The sequence below is a fragment of the Neobacillus niacini genome (assembly GCF_046591715.1).
In the GTDB taxonomy this organism is placed as follows: Bacteria; Bacillota; Bacilli; order Bacillales; family Cytobacillaceae; genus Neobacillus; species Neobacillus niacini_L.
Window position 1 is genome coordinate 107582 of the sequence record NZ_JAWVNQ010000001.1, and the last position, 20373, is coordinate 127954.

At 37.0% G+C, this 20373-nt stretch carries 18 protein-coding genes; 9 read left to right on the forward strand and 9 right to left on the reverse strand.

Annotation, left to right across the window (positions count from 1 at the left end; genetic code table 11):
• Positions 1 to 11: 11 nt before the first annotated feature.
• The 8 genes from SFC47_RS00565 to SFC47_RS00600 all read right to left on the reverse strand — a co-directional run bounded on the left by SFC47_RS00565 (position 12) and on the right by SFC47_RS00600 (position 7597).
• Positions 12 to 1121, reverse strand: coding sequence for an ABC transporter ATP-binding protein (locus SFC47_RS00565; RefSeq protein ID WP_411252285.1), 1110 nt, complete (start codon positions 1119 to 1121; stop codon positions 12 to 14).
• A gap of 117 nt (positions 1122 to 1238) precedes the next feature.
• Positions 1239 to 2147, reverse strand: a complete 909-nt coding sequence (locus SFC47_RS00570) for a PucR family transcriptional regulator (RefSeq protein WP_411252286.1) — start codon at positions 2145 to 2147, stop codon at positions 1239 to 1241.
• A gap of 108 nt (positions 2148 to 2255) precedes the next feature.
• A complete protein-coding gene (locus SFC47_RS00575; RefSeq protein ID WP_411252287.1) occupies positions 2256 to 2444 on the reverse strand; it encodes a hypothetical protein in 189 nt (62 codons plus the stop codon).
• A gap of 58 nt (positions 2445 to 2502) precedes the next feature.
• Positions 2503 to 2712, reverse strand: coding sequence for a YheE family protein (locus SFC47_RS00580; protein ID WP_411252288.1), 210 nt, complete (start codon positions 2710 to 2712; stop codon positions 2503 to 2505).
• Positions 2713 to 2791: 79 nt separating this feature from the next.
• On the reverse strand, positions 2792 to 3853 hold the full coding sequence (locus SFC47_RS00585; RefSeq protein WP_411252289.1) for a YheC/YheD family endospore coat-associated protein: 1062 nt from the start codon (positions 3851 to 3853) through the stop codon (positions 2792 to 2794).
• The gene (locus SFC47_RS00590; RefSeq protein ID WP_411252290.1) at positions 3847 to 5214 is read right to left on the reverse strand and encodes a YheC/YheD family endospore coat-associated protein; all 1368 of its coding nucleotides are present in this window, start codon (positions 5212 to 5214) and stop codon (positions 3847 to 3849) included. Before SFC47_RS00590 ends, SFC47_RS00585 begins: the two co-directional genes overlap by 7 nt.
• Positions 5192 to 6295, reverse strand: coding sequence for a YheC/YheD family endospore coat-associated protein (locus tag SFC47_RS00595; protein WP_411252291.1), 1104 nt, complete (start codon positions 6293 to 6295; stop codon positions 5192 to 5194). Before SFC47_RS00595 ends, SFC47_RS00590 begins: the two co-directional genes overlap by 23 nt.
• The gene (locus SFC47_RS00600; protein WP_411252292.1) at positions 6296 to 7597 is read right to left on the reverse strand and encodes a YheC/YheD family endospore coat-associated protein; all 1302 of its coding nucleotides are present in this window, start codon (positions 7595 to 7597) and stop codon (positions 6296 to 6298) included.
• Positions 7598 to 7832: 235 nt separating this feature from the next.
• Here SFC47_RS00600 and SFC47_RS00605 point away from each other — a divergent pair, with 235 nt between their 5' ends.
• From SFC47_RS00605 to SFC47_RS00625, 5 genes are all read left to right on the forward strand, one after another.
• The gene (locus SFC47_RS00605; RefSeq protein ID WP_411252293.1) at positions 7833 to 8183 is read left to right on the forward strand and encodes a YlbF/YmcA family competence regulator; all 351 of its coding nucleotides are present in this window, start codon (positions 7833 to 7835) and stop codon (positions 8181 to 8183) included.
• Between the two features lie 122 nt (positions 8184 to 8305).
• Entirely contained in the window at positions 8306 to 9175 is an 870-nt protein-coding gene (locus SFC47_RS00610; protein WP_411252294.1) for a Cof-type HAD-IIB family hydrolase, read from the forward strand.
• A gap of 122 nt (positions 9176 to 9297) precedes the next feature.
• A complete protein-coding gene (locus tag SFC47_RS00615; RefSeq protein WP_411252295.1) occupies positions 9298 to 10812 on the forward strand; it encodes a coproporphyrinogen III oxidase in 1515 nt (504 codons plus the stop codon).
• Between the two features lie 137 nt (positions 10813 to 10949).
• Complete coding sequence (locus SFC47_RS00620) at positions 10950 to 12566, forward strand: long-chain fatty acid--CoA ligase (protein ID WP_411252296.1); 1617 nt, start codon at positions 10950 to 10952, stop codon at positions 12564 to 12566.
• 164 nt (positions 12567 to 12730) lie between these two features.
• Positions 12731 to 13522, forward strand: a complete 792-nt coding sequence (locus SFC47_RS00625; RefSeq protein WP_411252297.1) for an enoyl-CoA hydratase — start codon at positions 12731 to 12733, stop codon at positions 13520 to 13522.
• A 47-nt stretch (positions 13523 to 13569) separates the two neighbouring features.
• On the opposite strand, the gene SFC47_RS00630 is transcribed toward SFC47_RS00625, so the two are convergent.
• Positions 13570 to 13755, reverse strand: coding sequence for a YhzD family protein (locus tag SFC47_RS00630; protein ID WP_411252298.1), 186 nt, complete (start codon positions 13753 to 13755; stop codon positions 13570 to 13572).
• Positions 13756 to 13870: 115 nt separating this feature from the next.
• On the opposite strand from SFC47_RS00630, the gene SFC47_RS00635 reads away from it, so the two are divergent.
• The 4 genes from SFC47_RS00635 (at position 13871) to SFC47_RS00650 (ending at position 20372) form a co-directional block, all read left to right on the forward strand.
• On the forward strand, positions 13871 to 14770 hold the full coding sequence (locus tag SFC47_RS00635) for an ABC transporter ATP-binding protein (RefSeq protein WP_411252299.1): 900 nt from the start codon (positions 13871 to 13873) through the stop codon (positions 14768 to 14770).
• On the forward strand, positions 14763 to 16016 hold the full coding sequence (locus SFC47_RS00640; RefSeq protein ID WP_411252300.1) for an ABC transporter permease: 1254 nt from the start codon (positions 14763 to 14765) through the stop codon (positions 16014 to 16016). The genes SFC47_RS00635 and SFC47_RS00640 overlap by 8 nt, the downstream gene beginning before the upstream one ends.
• Positions 16017 to 16133: 117 nt before the next feature.
• The gene (locus SFC47_RS00645; protein ID WP_411252301.1) at positions 16134 to 17351 is read left to right on the forward strand and encodes a metallophosphoesterase family protein; all 1218 of its coding nucleotides are present in this window, start codon (positions 16134 to 16136) and stop codon (positions 17349 to 17351) included.
• An 18-nt stretch (positions 17352 to 17369) separates the two neighbouring features.
• On the forward strand, positions 17370 to 20372 hold the full coding sequence (locus SFC47_RS00650) for an ATP-binding protein (protein ID WP_411252302.1): 3003 nt from the start codon (positions 17370 to 17372) through the stop codon (positions 20370 to 20372).
• The last annotated feature ends 1 nt before the right edge of the window (position 20373 follow it).

Consider the following 20373-nt stretch of genomic DNA (forward strand, 5'->3'; position numbering starts at 1 on the left):
TTTTTTTTATTCTATTCGTTAGCCACGCGAATGCGGGACTCAGTTTCAGCGTCAAAGAAATGGCCTTTATTTAAATCAAACGCTAGTTCTAGTGAATCACCTGGGTGAATATCTGCTCTAGAATCAAGACGGGCAACAAAGTCTTGACCATCTAAACTTGAGTAAACCATTAATTCTGCCCCAGTTAACTCAGCAACATCTACATTAACGGTAACCTTTGTTCCAGTAGATGCCTCGATAAATACAGGCTCATCATGAATGTCCTCAGGGCGAACACCAAGGATAATTTCTTTTCCAACATATCCTTGTTCACGAAGAACCTTCATTTTACCTTCAGGAACCGCGATGGAAATCTTCCCAATTACAAACTTGCCATCTTCAAGTTTTCCATTGAAGAAGTTCATAGCAGGAGAACCGATAAAACCGCCGACAAATACGTTCTCAGGCTTTTCATATACTTCTTTAGGTGTTCCCACTTGTTGAATAATTCCATCTTTCATAACAACAAGTCTTGAAGCCATTGTCATCGCTTCAGTTTGGTCATGTGTTACGTAGATAGTCGTTGTGTTTAAACGACGGTGAAGCTTTGCAATTTCAGCACGCATCGCTACACGAAGTTTTGCATCAAGGTTTGAAAGAGGTTCGTCCATTAAGAAAACCTTAGCATCACGGACAATCGCACGTCCTAATGCAACACGCTGACGCTGACCGCCTGATAAAGCTTTTGGCTTTCTCTTTAGGTAAGCTTCTAAGCCTAGAATTTTTGCAGCTTCATTTACACGACGATCGATCTCATCCTTCGGAAACTTACGAAGTTTTAGGCCGAAAGCCATATTATCATAAACTGTCATATGCGGATAAAGGGCATAGTTTTGGAATACCATCGCAATATCACGGTCTTTAGGAGCTACATCATTCACTCTTTTTCCGTCAATATAAAAGTCACCTTTTGAAATTTCTTCAAGACCAGCAACCATACGTAAAGTTGTTGATTTACCGCAGCCAGAAGGACCTACAAATACGATAAACTCCTTATCTTGAATATGTAGATTAAAGTCTGTAACTGCTGTAACTTTATTATCGTAAATTTTATATATATGATCTAATTTTAATTCTGCCATTGTGAAAACCCTCCCTGTTTTGATTAACCTAAGTGTACATGAAAAGGTTTACAAAAAGTATGGACACAATGCACAAAGTTCCCAAATTGAAATTTGTGCATTGTGTCCTATCAAAATCTATTTCTTTTGTTCAAAAACCATACAAGCTAAAAAGACGGTGAAAGCTGCGTAAAAGTCTTTTAATTGCACCCCGGTTTTATCAATGAATTTATCAATTCGGTACTGAAGTGTATTTCGATGGATATATAATTTTTTAGCCGTCAGACTTGCATTCAGATTATTTTCTAGGAAAACTTTTATGGTTATAAATAACTCTTCATCCTCTGCAAACACAGTTAAGAGCTCCTTGTCTATCTTCTCTTTAATGTGTTCAGGCAGATTGAATGCAGCAAAAGCCGGGAATATTTTTTCAAAGGTAATAATATTTGTGCTTTTAAAATGGTTCTTAGCAAAATCGAAATACTCCTTTTCTTGTTGAAATTGGTGACGCAATTGACTGGAAAAGGGATATAATTTGCCAATATAGAACGATATTTTTACATAAAAGTCACTTTCAATTGTATCTGCAATGGAAGATAACTCACTCTCTGTAAGGGATATTTGTTTTCTTTCTTCAATTACAATACCATTTTGAACATCCTCCCAAATAATTTGGATTTCATCAGAAAAAAAGCCTTTTATTGCTGACTCGATTTCCGATTGGTCAACCCCATTACCTTTAATATTGAATTGAATGAATCGATAGTGACTTTCAGGACCTAAAGATGGAATAGAACCATCTAATAGTAAAAAATCATGCCATTTTCTAGAAAGAACAGGCATTGGTAAAGAAGGAATGGTCATCTGTTCATACAGAGCTTGAAGAAGGTGTAACTCTTTTTCTGTTAGATTAGTTTTTGGAATTGAAAGCCAATTGCGTTCAGAATCGTCGTAAAATATGTAAAATTGATCTGATGTATGGTTTGGCTGTTCAGAATATAGTATAGAATCTTCATATAAGGCCTTTATTTTTTTTAACAATGTCAACTTCTCCGTTTAGAAAATTTATATCATTATGTCCCCATTATAACATTATTTATTGTAATAAAATAAAAAAGGCTGAGACGTAATTTCAACGTGTCAGCCTTCCGATGCTTATTTATTGGTTTGATACGGGGGTTCTTCTTCAGTAAGATTACGTGCTTCTTCAATATTTGTGGTATCTTGACGAGAGTGGACAGAGCCTCCTGATAATCCTTCATTAATAATTCTGTCAATATCTAGATAAACTTTGTCTTTTCCTTCATACTGTAAGTCTTTTTTTCCTTCATCCAAAGCAATCATTTCCTTTCCTAGTTTTTCTTTAGTTTACGGAAAGGGTAATATTTCATTCACTCAATCATTATTCATAAACATGGAAGAGCATTAATTCGTGGATTTGACTGGTGAGCGCGTCAATGTCATTCTGTTCGGGAGTATTGGCTGTCCATTCAATTTTTCCAGTTTGATGATAAATACCTGAATACCTTTGTTTCTTATAGTAAAAGGAAAAATTCCATCCAGGAATATTCTTATTTTCAAATAAAGGTTTAAACTGAAAATGTGTTAACATCTTTAAACATCTCCCTTATAAACTAGTGATTACTTCTAGCTTAAGGGAAATAATCCATACATTCCAGTAAATTTTTTTGTTATTTGTTGTGAATACTTCGCTGAAGGAACAATTTGCATAGGTGGTCAATTCTTTTAGCTTCTATGTCACTTTCATCAAAACTCATTGGTTTGGAATTAACTTCGTAAATATAATAATGACCACTCTCACTGATACCAGCATCTATGGAAAACTCACCGAAAAAGCCAAGATTCTGTGAAAGTGCAAACCCGATTTGTTTAGCTATACTTTCAATAAATAAATCTTGCTCCTTCGTTTGGAATAGAGTATAGGGTAAAAGATTCCCCCCTGATGGAATATGAGTGGTTATATCCTGCTTTTGGGATTGTCTTATCCCAACTCCAGTAACGATATAAGTGTCATTATTGGCATGAGCGATAATTCGTAAATCGAACTTCTTGCCATCATACTTTTTAGACTTTATTTCCTTTTGTGCGAGATAATTCTTCTCCCTAAGAATGTCTTCCCATTCGTCCCAAAAATGATCAAAAGCAGCGTATTCATAGCTCTGTCTAATCCCATTTAAAATGGCCTTTTTCTCTGTATCTAATTCTAATTTAAAAATACCGCTTCCCCTTGCAGATTGAGCAGGTTTTAAGTAAATGGATTGAAATTGGGTTAGGAAGGACCATAGTGTTTGTTTTTCAAATGCTGGGATTGTAGGAGGAAGATAAGAATGTAGGATAGGGTGATCCTTAAGGAGCAGATATAGTTCATATTTATCAATAAATCCTGGATTAAAAAAAGGGATATTTTTTTCTTTTAATTCATTAATAAAATCACTGTTTTTTATTTCCTCTTCTGCACTTCGAAAGGGTATACGGTTATAAACGAGATCCGGGTATGGTGCACTTATTCTTTCCCATTCATTTTTTTCTGGAATATAAGTGAATCCATCTATTGAATCCTTTTGAACTCCGTCTAGAGTAAAGATAAAGCTTATTCCATTAAGAGAAATAAGCTTCTTTTGCAGTTCGATAAATAGAGAACCATTCCCAGCAATGGTTCCATCCTTTTTCTTTGCAGTCAAGATACCAATGAGAGGCCGCATTCTTTTGTCCCAGTGATTGATGATTACCATTTGATAACATCCTCTGGATGCAAAATAGTTTGTTCCGTTAAAAAGACCGCAAAAGCCAATGATAGTTTACAGGTAAGTTTATCGAAATCCTTTAGTTCAGGGTGACTGAAAATAGATCTTCCAGGTTTGGAATTTGCTTCAAACAACCAGACGTCACCATGTTTATCTATTCCTAAATCAAATCCAATTTCGGCAATAATGCCTTCCATGTTATTTGAAAGGCTGTTACTTAATAATAGAGCTGCATGAACTAGCTTTTTTGTATAAAGTTGTTCTTCATCCTGCTGAAAAAGCTCTGTCAGTGTTTTCACTTCGCCTCCGCTCCTGGCATGGGTAGTTACACTGCCTCTGCCTGCTAATTTTGCAGCCAATGCTGTAACATGCCATTCACCTTCATCATCTTTATTCGTGTGGATACGGAAATCAATGGGACGCTGATCTTGCCTTAGGAGGTTAATTCCTTGCTGAACAAGCATTTTTTCTAAATTACGATTTGCAAAAACAGTTTGAAACAAGCCTTCTAAGGAAGAAAACTTCCGAAGTCGATTCACACCTTTTTGATCTTGATAGCGGCAATAATATTCATCTTGCATTTTATCATAGAGGATTTGGTGGACACCTAAGCCAAGGCTTCCATTTATTGGTTTTAGATAGATGTGACCATATTTAGAAAGCATTTCTTCCATCATTGAAAAAGAAGTAAAAGGATGAGTTTCTGGAAGATAAACAGCTGCTGATTTGTCCTGCTGTAATCTTTCATAAATATCCAGCTTACTAAAAAATCCAGGGTTATACCAAGGAATTAGATAGTCCTTTTGAAGCGTTTCCTTGACCTTGATTAACTTGGGATTTCTTTCACTTTTCCTGTTAGGAAGCCGATCATAAATGACATGAGGGAATGGTACCTCAACTCTCTGCCATTGGTTATCATGATAAAAATATCCGTTAACTGTACCCGTATCCCAACCAATGTGCTGCTCGCCAAAAACAAATGGTACGGCTCCAACATTGGTTTTTACAGATAACAATTTGGAGAAAAAGTTCGTTCTATCTCCAATTGGCCGGTGAGGAAATGGTGTAAAGCCAGCTGTAAAAATTCCAACAAGCGGTCCGATAGTTAAAACCTGATGTTCGACAAAAACATGAAGCTTAATAGAGAAGTCGGGAAAGTGTAAGAGATCTTGGATCCCTTTACTTATCACGATACTATTATTTTCCTTAGGATGAATCCTAAAGTCAGCTTCAATTGCTTTAGATCCAAAGGCAATTTTATTTATTCCATGAGTCTTTAAGAGCTCTTGAGGACAGTAAACAACCAATTGGCTGTTTGGAACAATTTCAATGGTATAACGTTTTCTCATAGTAGCTCTTCCTTTCTTTACGATCAGATTGAGTTATATGTTTTCCATAAAGAAGGGGGGCAAGGAATAAGGTTTCTTTTAATTCTGGATGTGTCTGTAGAAGTACCTTTCTTCCAGGCTTTGAATTTACATCGAGAATCCAAAGAGCGCCATCCTTCGCCAAGCCAATATCAATTCCAATTTCAAATAATGGAAGGATTTCTTCTTCAAGTATTAGAGGGAGGTTTTTTGTAATGAAATCAAGTTCAGCTAAAATATAGTCTTTGTTAGCCAAAGAAAGAGAAGCGGACCATACATCAAAGTCCACTGCTAGGCCACCAGCACTTAAGTTTGAAAGAATTCCTCCTGAATTCCCCTGCCGAATAGCCTTTCCACGCAAAGCCCAGAGACCTTGTTCATCTTTTTGCAGTAAAATTCTAATATCAAAGGGCTGAGAAGCAGCATTGGATAATTCAAGATAAGGCTGAAGAAAGTATGGCCGAAAGTTTAGTAAAGGCTGGAGCCATTTAAATAGTTTTTTCTCATTTGGGAAGATTCTCGAGATGATTTTCTTGTTTTTCTCGGTTTTGACATGTATGGTTTTGTCGTTTTTCTTAAGATAATAAATCCCATATCCTTGAGAACCATTTATGGGTTTAATCATGATTTTTTTCTGTTTACGTAAGGCATCTGCTACCTGTTCACAATTATTAATGGGCTCGGAGTGAGGTAAATAGGGGGCTAATTGAGAATGAGTTAATGTTTCATATAATTCTAGTTTGTTTGGCAGTCCGAATCCTAAAAAGGTAAATTCCTCTTTGCTTTTTAACCAGGAAACGATGGGAATACACATCTTAGAATGTTCATCGTCCCCGTAAAAGCAGCGGTCATAGATAAGGGATGGAATCGGAAACTCATCTTCTACCCAGCATTGTTCAAGAAAGTCAAACCTTCTTCCCAAAACTTGTGAGGTGCGGGGATTTATTTGAGATGGGAGAAAGTGATAACAGACAATACCACATGCATGACTTCGGGCAGCGATTTCATTTATATAGGAAGCTTCACTTTCTAGGTTTAATGTCATAATTCCAAAGGTAATCATCTATGATTCCTCCATTTCAAAAGTGGTGTCCCATGCTAACTTGGTACAAAACTGAATAATGGCTTTGGCAGATGGTCTGATTTTCTTTTGCCCATCCTCAAAGTTTTTTGATGGCTTGGAATTAACTTCAATTAACCATGGCTTATACTCCTGGTCAATTCCAATATCGATACCAAGTTCTCCGGTAATTCCAGAGGACTTTCTTTCAATGATCATTGCGGTTTCAATCGCTAATTCTTTCACTTCTTTAATTAGCGCCTTTGCCTCACCTATACTCAAGCTATTCTTTAAAACATTTAGGGGATTCATGATTTCTCCGCCTCTAGCAAGATTGGATACAAACTCACCCTCTGCTGATATTCGGGAAACTAAAGAAGTAGCAGTCCATCTGCCTTGGTGATTTTTATGACATAATACTCTAAAGTCCATTCCTCTATTTTGATAGGTATGGAGGGGAATTCCTTGCTGGATAATGTAGATTCTATTGTTAACAAAGGGTTTAATGTACGAATACACATCTTCTAATGGCAAAATAACTTGCTTATGTTCAGTGTGTGATTTGACAGAAGCCTCCAATATCATGCTACTATTCTCTTTTTTTAGTTTGAAAATGTTTCTCCCTTGACTTCCATGAACAGGTTTAATAAAAACAGTGTCATATTTATCAACAAATGCAGCTAACAGATCCTTAGTGAACAAATTTGTTTCAGGTATAAAAGGTTGAAGATGATTTTCATGAATTAGGTGCTCATGTACCTCCCATTTTGAAAGGAAACGATCATTAAAAATTGGGATACCTAACTCCGTAAGTTTTTGGCGAAATAAATTGTATTCCCTGCCAAATTCAATTCTGCGCGAATGAATACGATTATAAATTACGTCAGGAATAGGGAGTTGAGCAGACTTCCATTTACCTTCTTCGAAATAATAACCTTTGGCGGGGAATTCTGGGTAAGAAAATACAAACAAGAAACCGCCATACTCCTTGAGACCATGATGCAATTCTTCACAAAAGCTATGAATAGAACGAAAATAAGGATCATCATTTTCTTTATTTGTAAAGTCTGTTACTAGACCCACGATTGGCCCCAGCATCAGGGATTCTATTTCTTCTTTATAAATAGCATGAAAATTATAACGTTGTATCGGTAAACAAAACAGGTCAAATAGATTTTCAGGGAAATGAATCTCATTAGGATTCATCTCAACCGTTCTTATTTTTGCTTTTACCGTTTTCATTCCAACAGAGAGCTTGATTTCTGTCATTTCAAGCTGTAATTGTATAAAAAGTTGTGAGGACATATTTATAAAAATGTCCGTCCTATTAACTGATTTCATAGGAACAATGGTGATTAGGGGCATATTCACTCCTCATTTATCGGTGGATATATGTTAAAATAGGCATTCTTTGATATGGTATCGTATGTTACCGCCCAATAGTTGGTGATACTTAATTGCAGGTAGTTGAACATCCTCGCATTTACAAACATAGTTTGTTATAGTTATTAAGATTATTTTCTTAAGAGGAGTGGAATGAATGTCCGTTAACTTATACGATGCAGCATATGCATTAGAAAAAGCGATACGCCAAAGTGACGAATATAAACACCTGCAGCAAATGTATAATGAAGTAAATGCTGATCCAGCAGCAAAAAGTATGTTTGATAATTTCCGCCAAATTCAAATGAACCTACAACAAAAGCAAATGATGGGCCAGGAAATATCTGAGCAGGAGATCCAACAAGCGCAAGCAACAGTAGCCGTTGTTCAACAAAATGAAAAAATCTCTCGTCTGATGCAAGCTGAACAGCGAATGAGCATGATCATTGGAGAGTTAAACCAAGTTATTATGAAGCCTCTTGAGGAACTTTACGGAAATTTAGAATAGTATTAAAAGCTTCCGATATTTTCGGAAGTTTTTTCTTTTCTATTCTGCCCTTGTTCTATCTTTGGGTGAAAAATCATAAAAGTGTTATAAGGGTAACTTCACCAAGAACAGGGGGCAGCATAATGATTTATCGTTTGCTTGCATTAAATATTGATGGAACGCTACTCCAGAGTAATGGGAAAATTCATAAGTCTACGAAGGAAGCCATTGAGTATGTTCAGCAAAAAGGAATTTATGTAACGCTTATGACATCTAGAAGTTTTCCCTCAGCTAAGAAAGTGGCGAGGGCATTAAAAATAAAGAACCCGCTGATTACACATCAAGGAGCATATATTGCAAACATTCAAGATAAACAAAATCTTGTCCAAAGAATAAATGAAAATATCACCTATGATACCGTCCGTTTTTTAGAGGGAATGCCCTGTCAAATTAGGCTGGTACATGAACAATATTCATTAGCAAACAGGCTGAAGTTAAACAATAATTTGCTGGCAAAAACTGTGTTTACATCAGGGGACCCAGTATTCTATTCCCAGCAGTTTGTATCATCTCTTAGCGAATACTTACATGATCAACCGGTTACTCCACCGAAGATAGAAGTTTATTTTGAAGATGAGAGCGATCTATTGGATGCGCAAAAGGCAATTGAAAAAATGTTTACAGAAATAGAAACTATACAACTTGATGCTTTGCGGTTAGACATTGTGCCTCAAGGTGTCTCAAAGTTAAAGGGTCTTAGTTTTTTAGGAAGCCACCTTGGAATTCAATTAAAAGAAATGGTTGTAATTGGAGATGGATTAGACGATATTCCAGCAATTGAAGCTGCGGGATTAGGTGTGGCCATGTGGAATGCCGAATTTGAGGTAAAAAGAGCAGCTGACTGGGTAACGAGGTCGAAAAATGAGCACGGCGTGGCATATATGGTTAAAGAACATTTTAGAAAGCAGCAGCCAATCGAGTTTTTAAGAAAAATGAATATTATTAAAAAGTAATGTAGCGGACATCATCGTTTTTACGGTGATGTCTTTTGTATTTGTGAATGATTTCCACTGTATTGACCTTATTTTGGGGATTATGTACACTAAAAGAAGTTTACTTTGAAAGAGTGATTCTAATGAGAATATCGATAATTGGATTAGAGGATGAAAGGTTTAATCGTCAATTAACACTGATCGCAAATTTATTTTTTGAAGAAACAGAGATTGTGAAGGTATTAGACGATGAGGCTGATTTAACCATAAAATTTATTATAAATGAAGATAACCTTATTGATGTATCTGCTGAATTAATTGAGCTAGAAGGGAAATCCTTTACAGCCGATTTTCAAAAAGAAGTACAGCCGTTTAATACTGAAAAGGAGTACTTTAAGCAGATTAAAAATGCAGTCGCCCATGTGTATGTGACACTGTTGCAAAATTGGACAGGTATTACTCAAAAGTGGGGTATATTAACAGGGATTAGACCAACAAAGCTTCTGCATCGTAAAGTTCAACAAGGAATTTACAAAGAAATTGCTCATCAGCAATTAAAAGAGGATTACCTGATTACGGATGAAAAAATTCAGCTGATGCAGCAAATTGTCGACAGGCAGCTGGCGGTTGTTCCAGACCTATATTCACTTCAAAAAGAGGTTAGCATTTACATCGGTATTCCCTTTTGCCCAACAAAATGTGCATACTGTACATTCCCAGCCTATGCTATAAACGGCAGGCAGGGGTCGGTGGATTCATTCTTAGGCGGCCTGCATTATGAAATGAAGAAAATTGGAGAATGGCTGAAGGCTAAGGGTGTACGAATTACTACCGTTTACTATGGAGGAGGGACACCTACTAGTATTACGGCGGAAGAAATGGATATGCTCTATGAGGAAATGTATACTTCTTTTCCAGACGTTGAGAATATCCGTGAGATTACAGTTGAAGCTGGACGTCCGGATACGATTACCCCTGAAAAATTAGAGGTTCTAAAGAAATGGAAAATAGACAGGATTAGTATAAATCCTCAATCTTATACACAGGAAACACTAAAAGCAATTGGGCGTCATCACAGTGTTGAGGAAACAATTGATAAATATCATTTGGCTAGAGAAATGGGCATGAACAATATTAATATGGATCTCATTATTGGACTTCCCGGTGAGGGGATGGCTGAATTTACACATTCCCTTGCGGAAACAAAAAAGCTGATGCCAGAGTCCCTAACCGTCCATACGTTATCCTTTAAACGCGCATCAGAGATGACGAAAAATAAGGAAAGGTATAAAGTGGCAGATCGTTCTGAAGTAGAACAAATGATGAATCTAGCAACTGAGTGGACAGACAGGCATGGTTATGTTCCTTATTATCTCTATCGGCAAAAGAATATTCTTGGCAATCTTGAGAATGTCGGCTATGCGTTCCCAAATCAAGAGAGTATTTATAATATCATGATTATGGAGGAGCAGCAGACCATTATTGGGCTGGGATGCGGAGCAGCCAGCAAATTCATTGATCACGTAACAGGGAAAATCACCCAATTTGCTAATCCAAAAGACCCGAAAACCTATAATGAAAGCTTTGAAACTTATACAGAACAAAAAATAAAAATATTAAATGAACTCTTCTCAGAAAAGGGATCTCCTGCTTCATAAATAGGCAGGAGATTTTTTTTTCAAAATTGACCGTTCTTAATAGAGGAAATGTCATAATTATGTAGAATATTTTATAGGATATCAGTCATAGAATACTATGATTTGAAAACGCTTTCAGTTATGGAGGGGATTTAGCAATGATGCAAACGCCTTTAACAATGACACAGATGATTGAAAGAGCAGAAAAATATTTTCCGAAAAAAGAGGTAGTTTCTAGAACAGCTGGCGGAATTCATCGATTTACCTACAAACAAATCGGTGAAAGAACGAGAAGACTGGCAGACAGTCTTAAAAGACTTGGAGTAGAAAAAGGTGATAGGGTAGGAACACTTGCATGGAACCATCATCGCCACCTAGAGGCATATTTTGCAATTCCATGTATTGGTTCCGTACTTCATACGATTAACATTCGTCTTTCTCCGCAGCATATTTCCTATATTATCAATCATGCCGAAGACCGTGTCCTCTTAGTAGACCCAGACTTAGTTCCGTTACTTGAAAAATGTGCGTCAGAGCTGAAAAGTGTTAAGGCTTATGTAATTATGACAGATGACAAGGTGCTGCCTGAAACAACCCTATCTCCGGTTTATCATTACGAAGATTTGTTAGCTGAAGCTGATCCAAATTTTAATTATCCAGAAGACATCGAAGAAAATGATCCAGCAGGAATGTGTTATACATCTGCTACGACAGGGAATCCAAAAGGAGTTGTTTACTCTCATAGAGGAATATTTCTTCATAGTATGGCCTTAGGTCTCGCTGATAGTGCAGCAATGAGCGAAAAAGATATTGCATTACCAGTTGTACCGATGTTCCATGCCAATGCGTGGGGAATGCCATTTGCCGCTGTATGGTTTGGGACGTCCTTAGTATTGCCAGGACCATACTTTACACCAAAACTATTAGCAGAACTGATAGAAGGAGAGAAAGTTACCATTACTGCGGGTGTCCCAACTATTTGGCTTGGACTGCTTAAAGAACTAGATGAGAACTCATATGACCTTAGTAGTTTAAGAGGAGTTCTCTGTGGCGGTTCAGCAGCTCCAAAAGGGATGATTAAGGCATACGAACAACGCCATAAGGTACCATTTATGCATGCATATGGGATGACTGAAACCAGTCCGCTCGTGGTTATTTCAACATTGAAAAGCTATCAAGAAAGCTTAGATTATGAAGAAAGGCTGGAAATTAGAGCAAAGCAAGGAGTTCTTGTTCCTGGCTTAAGTATAAAAGTCATCGGTAAGGATGGAGAAGTGGCTTGGGATGGCAAAGAAATGGGAGAACTATGCATAAAGGGTCCATGGATTGCTTCTAGTTATTATAAGGATGATAGAACTCTAGATGCCTTCCGTGACGGATGGCTGCACACGGGTGATGTGGTAACCATTGACGAAGAAGGCTTTGTGAAAATTGTCGACCGTACAAAGGATCTCATAAAGAGCGGCGGAGAATGGATTTCTTCCGTAGATTTGGAAAATGCTTTAATGGCCCATGAATCAGTGTTTGAGGCGGCGGTCGTTGCCATCCCGCATGAACAATGGCAGGAAAGGCCAGTTGCATGCGTGGTCTTAAAAGATGCATATAAAGGAAAAGTAACAAAGGAAGATTTACTTGAATTTCTAACTCCACAGTTCGCAAAGTGGTGGTTACCTGATGAAATCTTGTTCTTAGAGGAAATTCCGAAGACCTCCGTAGGGAAGTTTTTAAAGATGACACTACGGGAGCAGGTACAAAAAGAAGTACTTAGGAAGTAGGTTTGTAAAAGGACAAAGAGGCTGCTCTTTGTCCTTTTTACCGTAAAAGAAGTTTTTGTAGAATTCTGGCAGTGAAAATTCCATATATTATGAAAATTTATTTTTTATCATACCAATTCAAGCTATAATGGATATGAATAAAAGTTGATAGGAGGAGTTTTTAGGTGACGATTAATTTTGTAACTGACAAAGTAAAAGTGAGGGTTAACGGACGGGTTGCAACTGTTGAGATGAATAGACCGGAAGCATTAAATGCACTCGATGTGGACATGATAAAGGGGTTAGTCTCTAAATTAAAAGAAATATCTGAATCAGATGATATTGATGTTGTCGTATTAACAGGCAGCGGCAGAGCTTTCTCGGCAGGCGGCGATATTAAAACGATGCTTTCTGATTTAAATGAAAGCGAATTCCTCCCGGTAATGGACTGTATTAGTGAATTAATAATTACTCTTTATAGCATTCCAAAATTAACCATCAGCGCTGTAAATGGTGCGGCAGCTGGGCTTGGATTCAGTCTAGCATTGGCTACTGATCATATCATAGCAGATAATAAAAGCAGATTGGCAATGAATTTTATTGGAATCGGGTTAATACCTGATGGTGGTTCCCACTTCTTTTTAGAAAAAAGATTAGGCGAAATAAAAGCAAAGCAAGTCATCTGGGATGGAAAAATGATGAACGCACAGGAAGCACTTGAACTAGGTTTGATTCAGGAAATTGCCGAGGGAAATCTTGAAGAAACATTAGAAGCAAGAATATCGGATTGGCTGAGTCGTCCAGTTCAGGCAATGATCAAAACGAAAAAAATATTAGCAGACAGCAACCGGCCGCAATTACTTAAAATATTAGAATTAGAAAAACATGGGCAATTAAATATGCGTCGAACTTTTGATCATCAAGAAGGAATCAGGGCATTTATTGAAAAAAGGCCAGCAAAATTTATCGGAAAATAGAAATGAAAAAAAAGAAGCAATTGCTGCTTCTTTTTTCTATCTAATTCCTATGAATGGAATAATAATAGCTTGCCGCTTGGTGATGTGCAACGATGTGTTTTATCTAGTAAATTCTTTTCAAGCAATAGTTTTTCAGCTAATTCCTTTGCTGCCTCATCATGCTCAGCCTGAAACGCTTCATCAACTATTTTTTCTCCATTTGCTTCAAAGGCAGTTAACTTGTAAGTCTTCATCCAAAATCCTCCCTGAAAGATATTAATATTATAATATTTACACAATTCTTGATATTTTGCAAAAGTGAAACTTTTCTTTAGGCATTTCGTAGTAATTTTTTGAGGGGGAATTCGTATGGTTTTAAAACTAGAACATGTAAAAAAAAGATTTGGCGACTTTACGGCTGTTAAGGACCTTTCCATAGCTATTCCTGAAAAAGAAATGTTTGGTTTTTTAGGAGCTAACGGTGCAGGAAAGACGACAACATTTCGAATGATTTTAGGGCTCTTGGATCCAAGTGAGGGAAGGATTACCTGGGACGGGAAGCCGATCAATTATTCTACGAGTCATTTAGTGGGGTACCTTCCTGAAGAAAGAGGGTTATATCCAAAATTAAAAGTTAGCGATCAAATTATTTACCTTGCAAGATTAAGAGGGATGCAAAAAAGCGAAGCAGTTTCTGAATTAAGATATTGGCTTGAAAAATTTAAGGTGCCAGAATATGAAAATAAAAAAGTAGAAGAGTTGTCAAAAGGAAATCAGCAGAAGATTCAATTCATTGCGGCAGTCATACATAAACCAAAATTATTGATTCTTGATGAACCATTCAGCGGTTTGGACCCTGTAAACGTTGAAATGCTTAAAGAGGCCGTTCTCTCACTAAAGGAAAAGGGAACAACCATTGTATTTTCAAGCCATCAAATGCACCATGTAGAGGAGATGTGTGAGCATCTTTGTATTATGCACAAAGGAGCCCCGGTTGTGCACGGTTCATTAAAAGAAATTAAACGTGCCTTTGGTAAAAAGAACCTGGTTATTCATGCTGATTTTCCATTGGACTACCTAAAAGAATATCCAGGAGTAGTTAAAGCTAAATTGACAACAGAGGGAATTCATCTGCAAATCGAGGGTGAATACATCGCAGAAAGAATCCTTAAAGAGATTGTAAACAAAGGATTCATCAGAAAGTTTGACCTTGAAGAGCCTTCTTTAAATGATATTTTTATTGAGAAAGTAGGTGATTCCTATGAATAAGTTTTGGATTATTTTATTCCATACCTATTTACATAAATTAAAGACAAAATCATTTATCATTACAACATTATTGACAGTGGTTCTCACTTTAGGGTTAACCAATATGAGTAACATCATTGAGGTTTTTGATAAAGGGGGAGATAAAGAAAAGGTTGCTGTTATAGATGAAACTGGCCAACTTTATACACCGCTGAAGGAGCAAATGAGTGCTTTAAATAAAAACCTGCAGCTGACAGAGTATGACGGGTCCGATAAAGAGGCTGAAAAGGCAGTGGAAGAAGGTGAATATACAGGATTTGTTCAGCTGCGGTACGACGAAGAGCAGCTGCCTGAAGCTGTATATAAAGCTATGAGTGTGGCTGATTCAGGAACATTCACTGATCTTCAGGCGGGACTGCAGCAAATAAAAACCATGCTTGCGGCTTCGAAGATTAATCTATCACAAGAGCAGCTTCAGCAGCTTTATGAGCCGGTCTCGTTTGAGAAAATTGCTCTTGAAGAAAACGCTAAAACCGAAGAAGAATTGAATCAAGCTAGAGGACTTGTTTATGTCCTGCTGTTTGTCATTTATTTTGCTGTTATTATGTATGCAAGTATGATTGCAATGGAAGTTGCTACCGAAAAGTCTTCAAGAGTAATGGAAATCTTAATCTCAAGCGTGTCACCAATTAAGCAGATGTTTGCAAAAATATTGGGTATTGGGCTGTTAAGCTTAACTCAACTTGCGGTACTTTTATCAGTTGGATATTTCTCAATTAAACGAAATATGTCCTCATTAGAGGGTGGTTTCTTTGATGCATTTGGCTTTGGCAATATCTCATTATCAACCATTCTCTATGCAGTTATCTTCTTTATCCTGGGTTATTTTCTATATGCAACTCTTGCTGCTTTTCTAGGTTCGCTGGTGAGCAGGATTGAAGATGTTCAACAAATGATTACACCAATGACATTGCTAGTTGTAGCTGGATTTATGATTGCGATGTTTGGTCTTGGAAAACCTGACTCTCCATTCATTGTCATTACATCTTTTATTCCATTTTTCACCCCGATGATAATGTTTTTACGTGTAGGGATGTTGAATATTCCAATTTGGGAAGCTGCATTAGGTATATCTATCCTCTTAGGGACGATAGCTTTCTTAGCTGTATTTGGTGCCCGGGTTTACCGAGGGGGAGTTCTTATGTATGGGAAATCAAATTCCTTCAAAGATATTAAAAAGGCTTTGCAATTAACGAAAAAAGAATAGTATGTTGAGGGCTTTGTCTTAAAAAGGACAAAGCCCTTTTAATAATTTGTCTCAGAACGTGCATTCGTATTTTCGAGATGTTACAATGAAAGAAAACTCACTGAAAGGAGTTTATATATGAAACAAATATCGTTTATACACGCTGCTGACCTGCATTTGGACAGTCCTATGGTGGGCTTAAAGCATTTGCCTGCAAATATCCTTTCAAGAGTGAGAGAAAGTACGTTTGCAGCTTTAGAAAGGCTTACTGCAGCTGCTATTGACCATAATGTTGATTTTGTTGTTCTTAGCGGAGACTTATATGATGGTGAGGACAGAAGCTTACGTGCACAATCGCGCTTCCGCAATGAGATGCAAAAGCTTTTGCAAAAGGATATTCCTGTTTATGTTATTCATGGCAACCATGATCATTTAGACGGCTCTTGGGTACATCTTGATATGCCCGCAAATGTGCATTTTTTTGGCAGTGAAGTCGAAATGAAAACTTTTCATACAAAGCGCGGTGAGAGTGTCCATCTGTATGGCTTTAGTTATCAGCATCGGCATATTCTTGATAAAAGAGTAGATGACTATCAAAAAGTCGAACCTGCCGACTTTCATATTGGTCTCCTTCATGGGAATGAAGGGGGAAAAACTGACCATGATAATTATGCTCCATTTTCTATCAAGGATCTTTATGAGAAACAATTTGATTATTGGGCTTTAGGTCATATTCATAAACGGACCATATTATCTGAAAATCCGCCAATCATATATCCAGGGAATCTGCAAGGGCGTAATAAAAAGGAAACAGGGATAAAAGGATGTTATTATGTAACCTTAACTGAATTCGGGGCAGAAAAGGAGTTTATCGAAACCTCAGACGTAGTATGGGATGAGATTTCTATCGACGCTTCTTCTCTTCACACTTTTCAGGAAATCCTGCATTTATGTCAATTGACCATAGAACGGCTGCGGAAATCAGGTATTGGAACACTGCTTACTATAAATCTAAAAAATATTAATATAAATGACTCCAAAGAAAAACAAGTTCTGAATACAGACCTGTATGAATTACTGCTGGATAATGAAAATGATGAAGAATCATTTGTATGGACGGTTCAATTAAATCTCGAGGACCAGTTGAGGTTCGATAGAAAGAATTTAATAAATGAGGCGGATTTTTATACTGAGCTTTTTGCAACAATTGATGAATATCAGATTTTTGATGATGCTTTAGCACCTTTATTTGAACATCAACTTGCCAGAAAATATTTAACAAGACTAACGGAAACTGAACAGAAAGAATTAATAGAAAAAGCTGAGAAGTTATTAATTGGGTTATTGTATCAATAGTGAAGGGAGATGATTATCATGAAAATCCAAGAAATACATATATACGGCTTTGGTCAATTAAACAATGTGGTCATAAAAGAGCTATCTGATTTTCAAGTGTTTTATGGTGAAAATGAAGCTGGGAAATCAACAATTATGGCATTTATTCATGGGATACTATTTGGGTTCCCAACGAAGCAATCCTCTGAACTTCGCTACGTGCCTAAAAACGGATCGAATTATGGCGGGAAGCTAAGAATTTTATTTGATGAGATTGGAATCGCGACTATAGAGCGGGTTAGAGGCAAAGCATCCGGGGAAGTTACAGTAACTCTCCCGGACGGAACGACTGGAGATGAGACTCTTCTAAAGCAATTACTCGGTAATATGGATAAAGGTTTATTTCAGGCCATTTTTTCATTCAATATTCATGGGCTGCAGAATATTCACCAAATGAAAGGGGAGGAATTAGGAAAGTTTTTATTTTCCACAGGTACACTTGGGACAGAGAGGCTTAACGCGACAGAGGCAGAGCTTCAAAAGGTATTAGAAAGCCAATTTAAGCCGAGCGGCAAAAAGCCTGAAATTAATGAACAGCTTAGGGCTATTCAGGAGCTTAGCGGTGAATTGAAGAAAGCGGCATCCAAAAATCAAGGCTATGAGGTATTAATAAAAGAGAAGGAAGCAATCAATCAAGAAATTGGGGAAACCAATCAGTCACTGCAGATAGTAAAAAGAGAAGCAGATAAATTAATCGAATGGCAGAAAATTCATTCCCTTGTTAAAGAGGAAAGATGGGTAAGTGCAAGAATAAGGGAATTGGAGGATTTTTCATTTCCGGTCAGGGGAATTGAGAGATTGGAAAAACTAAATGGGTTAATCCTTCCCTGCGAAGCTCAGATTTCCAGCTTGAATGAGAGAATCAAACAATTAAAACTAGAACTAAATTCGATTCAGCACCAAACACAATTCCTTGATGAGGAGTCTCAGATTCTAGCTGCCTTAGAACAGATTCCTTTCTATGACCAGCTGACGCTTGAGAAACAGCAATATGAGCTGAAATTAATTGATTTAGATGAAAAGATTTCCTCGATAAATGAAAAATTGCACCTGCCACTAAACGAAGAAGAAGTTCTCAATATCAATACGAATATTTATATGAAAAGTCAAGTGGAACAAGTATCCCGAAAACAGCAAAGACTTATAGAAGTGCATCAGGAATTGGAAGAGAAATTCCAAGAGGAAAAAAATACTCTTGAAGAATTAGAGGCAAAGGTTCTTTCTGCACAAAGGCAAATTTTACCTGATCAAGAAAGAGAAAAACTCGCATCGGCAGTCAATGAAAATGATAAAAAGAGTACCATTGAATTAGAACTAAAGGCAATTCAAGATAAAATAGAATATTATCAACATTCCAGCGAACAGGACAAGGAGAAAATTGTTCAAATCAACAAGCAAAAACAAATACATTTTTTGACCATTGGATTGTTATTACTAGTTTTATCCCTGTACGGTGTTATATCGAGTCAGTGGGTACTCCTTTTGATAGGTGTGATTGGGATACTGTTAATTGGAGTGTTCCTAAGCAAAAACCTCAAGCCTAAAAATGATTTTACTGTAAACGGGCCCCCGAGCCAGCTGATGGATAAAGAAAAGGAGCTGAAGCAAAAATTAAAGGCCTTTAACCAAAGTGATATCCTAGTAATTCAGGAAAAATTAAGACGGGATCATACATTCAGAGAACAGCTGCAGCTATTAACAATTAAGCTTGAACAGCAACAGACACAATACGATAAAGTAATAAGGAAATTCGAAGATTGGGAAAAGGAAGCGGCAGAAAATAAAGACCTATTACTAAAATTATCTGGTGAACTAAACATTCCAGAATATATTGCCAACACCTTCCTTCTTGAAGCTTTTCAGTTGATTGAACAATATAAACTAGCTGGTAGAGAAAAAAGGAATTTGCATGCCAGATTGAAAGATATTAAACTTGAACAGTCAGCCATAAAAGATAGATTGTCTTATTTTTCAAAGAAATACTTGGCAAATCCTGAAGATGAAATGTCCAAAATTGCTTTTCTATTACGAGATAAACTGAAGGTAGAACATGGAAAGGTAATCAAAAGTGAAGAGAAACTAGGAAAATTAAATGACCTTGAGTCAGATTTAATCCAGTTGAAGCAGGAGCAAACCCATTTGATTATGGAAAGGACAAAACTTTTAAACGAAGCTGATGTCGAACTTGAAGAGGCTTTCTATGCACTTGGTAATAAAGCGGAAGAAAGGGATAGACTAATTGAACGGAAGGCTGATATTAATAAACAGTTACGCTATACATCCCTAGAGGAACATGACATAGATAAATTGCTGCAAATTCATAACACTGAGGAAATGTTGACCAAATATCATAAAGAAATGGATTTATACTCAGCTAGATTAAGTGAACTGCAAGAGAATCTGGCGGCTGCAAGCTACAAGATTCAGATACTCGAAGAGGGTGGAATTTACTCAGAACTCCTTCACCGCTTTAAACAGAAGAAGTTCGAGTTAAGAGAGGCTGCAAAAGAATGGGCTGTTTATAGTTTGGCACAGAACATCTTATCACAAACAGTCGAGAAGTATAAAAACGGCCATTTGCCTAGAATACTGGCAAAGGCAGAAGAATATTTATTTTTCCTGACAGACAAACATTATCATCGTATTCACCTGCAAAAGTCAGGAACTGGTTTTCTCATTGAACGATGTGACCACACCTTATTTGAGGCAAATGAGTTAAGTCAAGCTACTGCAGAACAGGTATACGTTTCTTTAAGACTGAGCTTGGCGGTCACACTTTATGAAAAATATCAATTTCCAATTATTGTCGATGATAGCTTTGTAAACTTTGATGGCAATCGTACCAAAAAGGTAATGGAGCTGCTGACATCACTCAATACTAATCAGATTTTATTTTTTACCTGTCATGCTCATTTACTGCCATATTTTCATGAAGAAAATATCCATTATCTTCATAAAGGCAGTGTCGAAGCTATTTCATAGT

Excerpts from the sequence above, each read along its gene's own strand:
- SFC47_RS00565 (WP_411252285.1), bottom strand. The coding sequence starts at position 1,121 with ATGGCAGAATTAAAATTAGATCATATATATAAAATTTACGATAATAAA.
- SFC47_RS00575 (WP_411252287.1), bottom strand. The coding sequence starts at position 2,444 with ATGATTGCTTTGGATGAAGGAAAAAAAGACTTACAGTATGAAGGAAAA.
- SFC47_RS00580 (WP_411252288.1), bottom strand. The coding sequence starts at position 2,712 with ATGTTAACACATTTTCAGTTTAAACCTTTATTTGAAAATAAGAATATT.
- SFC47_RS00585 (WP_411252289.1), bottom strand. The coding sequence starts at position 3,853 with ATGGTAATCATCAATCACTGGGACAAAAGAATGCGGCCTCTCATTGGT.
- SFC47_RS00590 (WP_411252290.1), bottom strand. The coding sequence starts at position 5,214 with ATGAGAAAACGTTATACCATTGAAATTGTTCCAAACAGCCAATTGGTT.
- SFC47_RS00595 (WP_411252291.1), bottom strand. The coding sequence starts at position 6,295 with ATGATTACCTTTGGAATTATGACATTAAACCTAGAAAGTGAAGCTTCC.
- SFC47_RS00600 (WP_411252292.1), bottom strand. The coding sequence starts at position 7,597 with ATGTCCTCACAACTTTTTATACAATTACAGCTTGAAATGACAGAAATC.
- SFC47_RS00605 (WP_411252293.1), top strand. The coding sequence starts at position 7,833 with ATGTCCGTTAACTTATACGATGCAGCATATGCATTAGAAAAAGCGATA.
- SFC47_RS00610 (WP_411252294.1), top strand. The coding sequence starts at position 8,306 with ATGATTTATCGTTTGCTTGCATTAAATATTGATGGAACGCTACTCCAG.
- SFC47_RS00615 (WP_411252295.1), top strand. The coding sequence starts at position 9,298 with ATGAGAATATCGATAATTGGATTAGAGGATGAAAGGTTTAATCGTCAA.
- SFC47_RS00620 (WP_411252296.1), top strand. The coding sequence starts at position 10,950 with ATGATGCAAACGCCTTTAACAATGACACAGATGATTGAAAGAGCAGAA.
- SFC47_RS00630 (WP_411252298.1), bottom strand. The coding sequence starts at position 13,755 with ATGAAGACTTACAAGTTAACTGCCTTTGAAGCAAATGGAGAAAAAATA.
- SFC47_RS00635 (WP_411252299.1), top strand. The coding sequence starts at position 13,871 with ATGGTTTTAAAACTAGAACATGTAAAAAAAAGATTTGGCGACTTTACG.
- SFC47_RS00640 (WP_411252300.1), top strand. The coding sequence starts at position 14,763 with ATGAATAAGTTTTGGATTATTTTATTCCATACCTATTTACATAAATTA.
- SFC47_RS00645 (WP_411252301.1), top strand. The coding sequence starts at position 16,134 with ATGAAACAAATATCGTTTATACACGCTGCTGACCTGCATTTGGACAGT.
- SFC47_RS00650 (WP_411252302.1), top strand. The coding sequence starts at position 17,370 with ATGAAAATCCAAGAAATACATATATACGGCTTTGGTCAATTAAACAAT.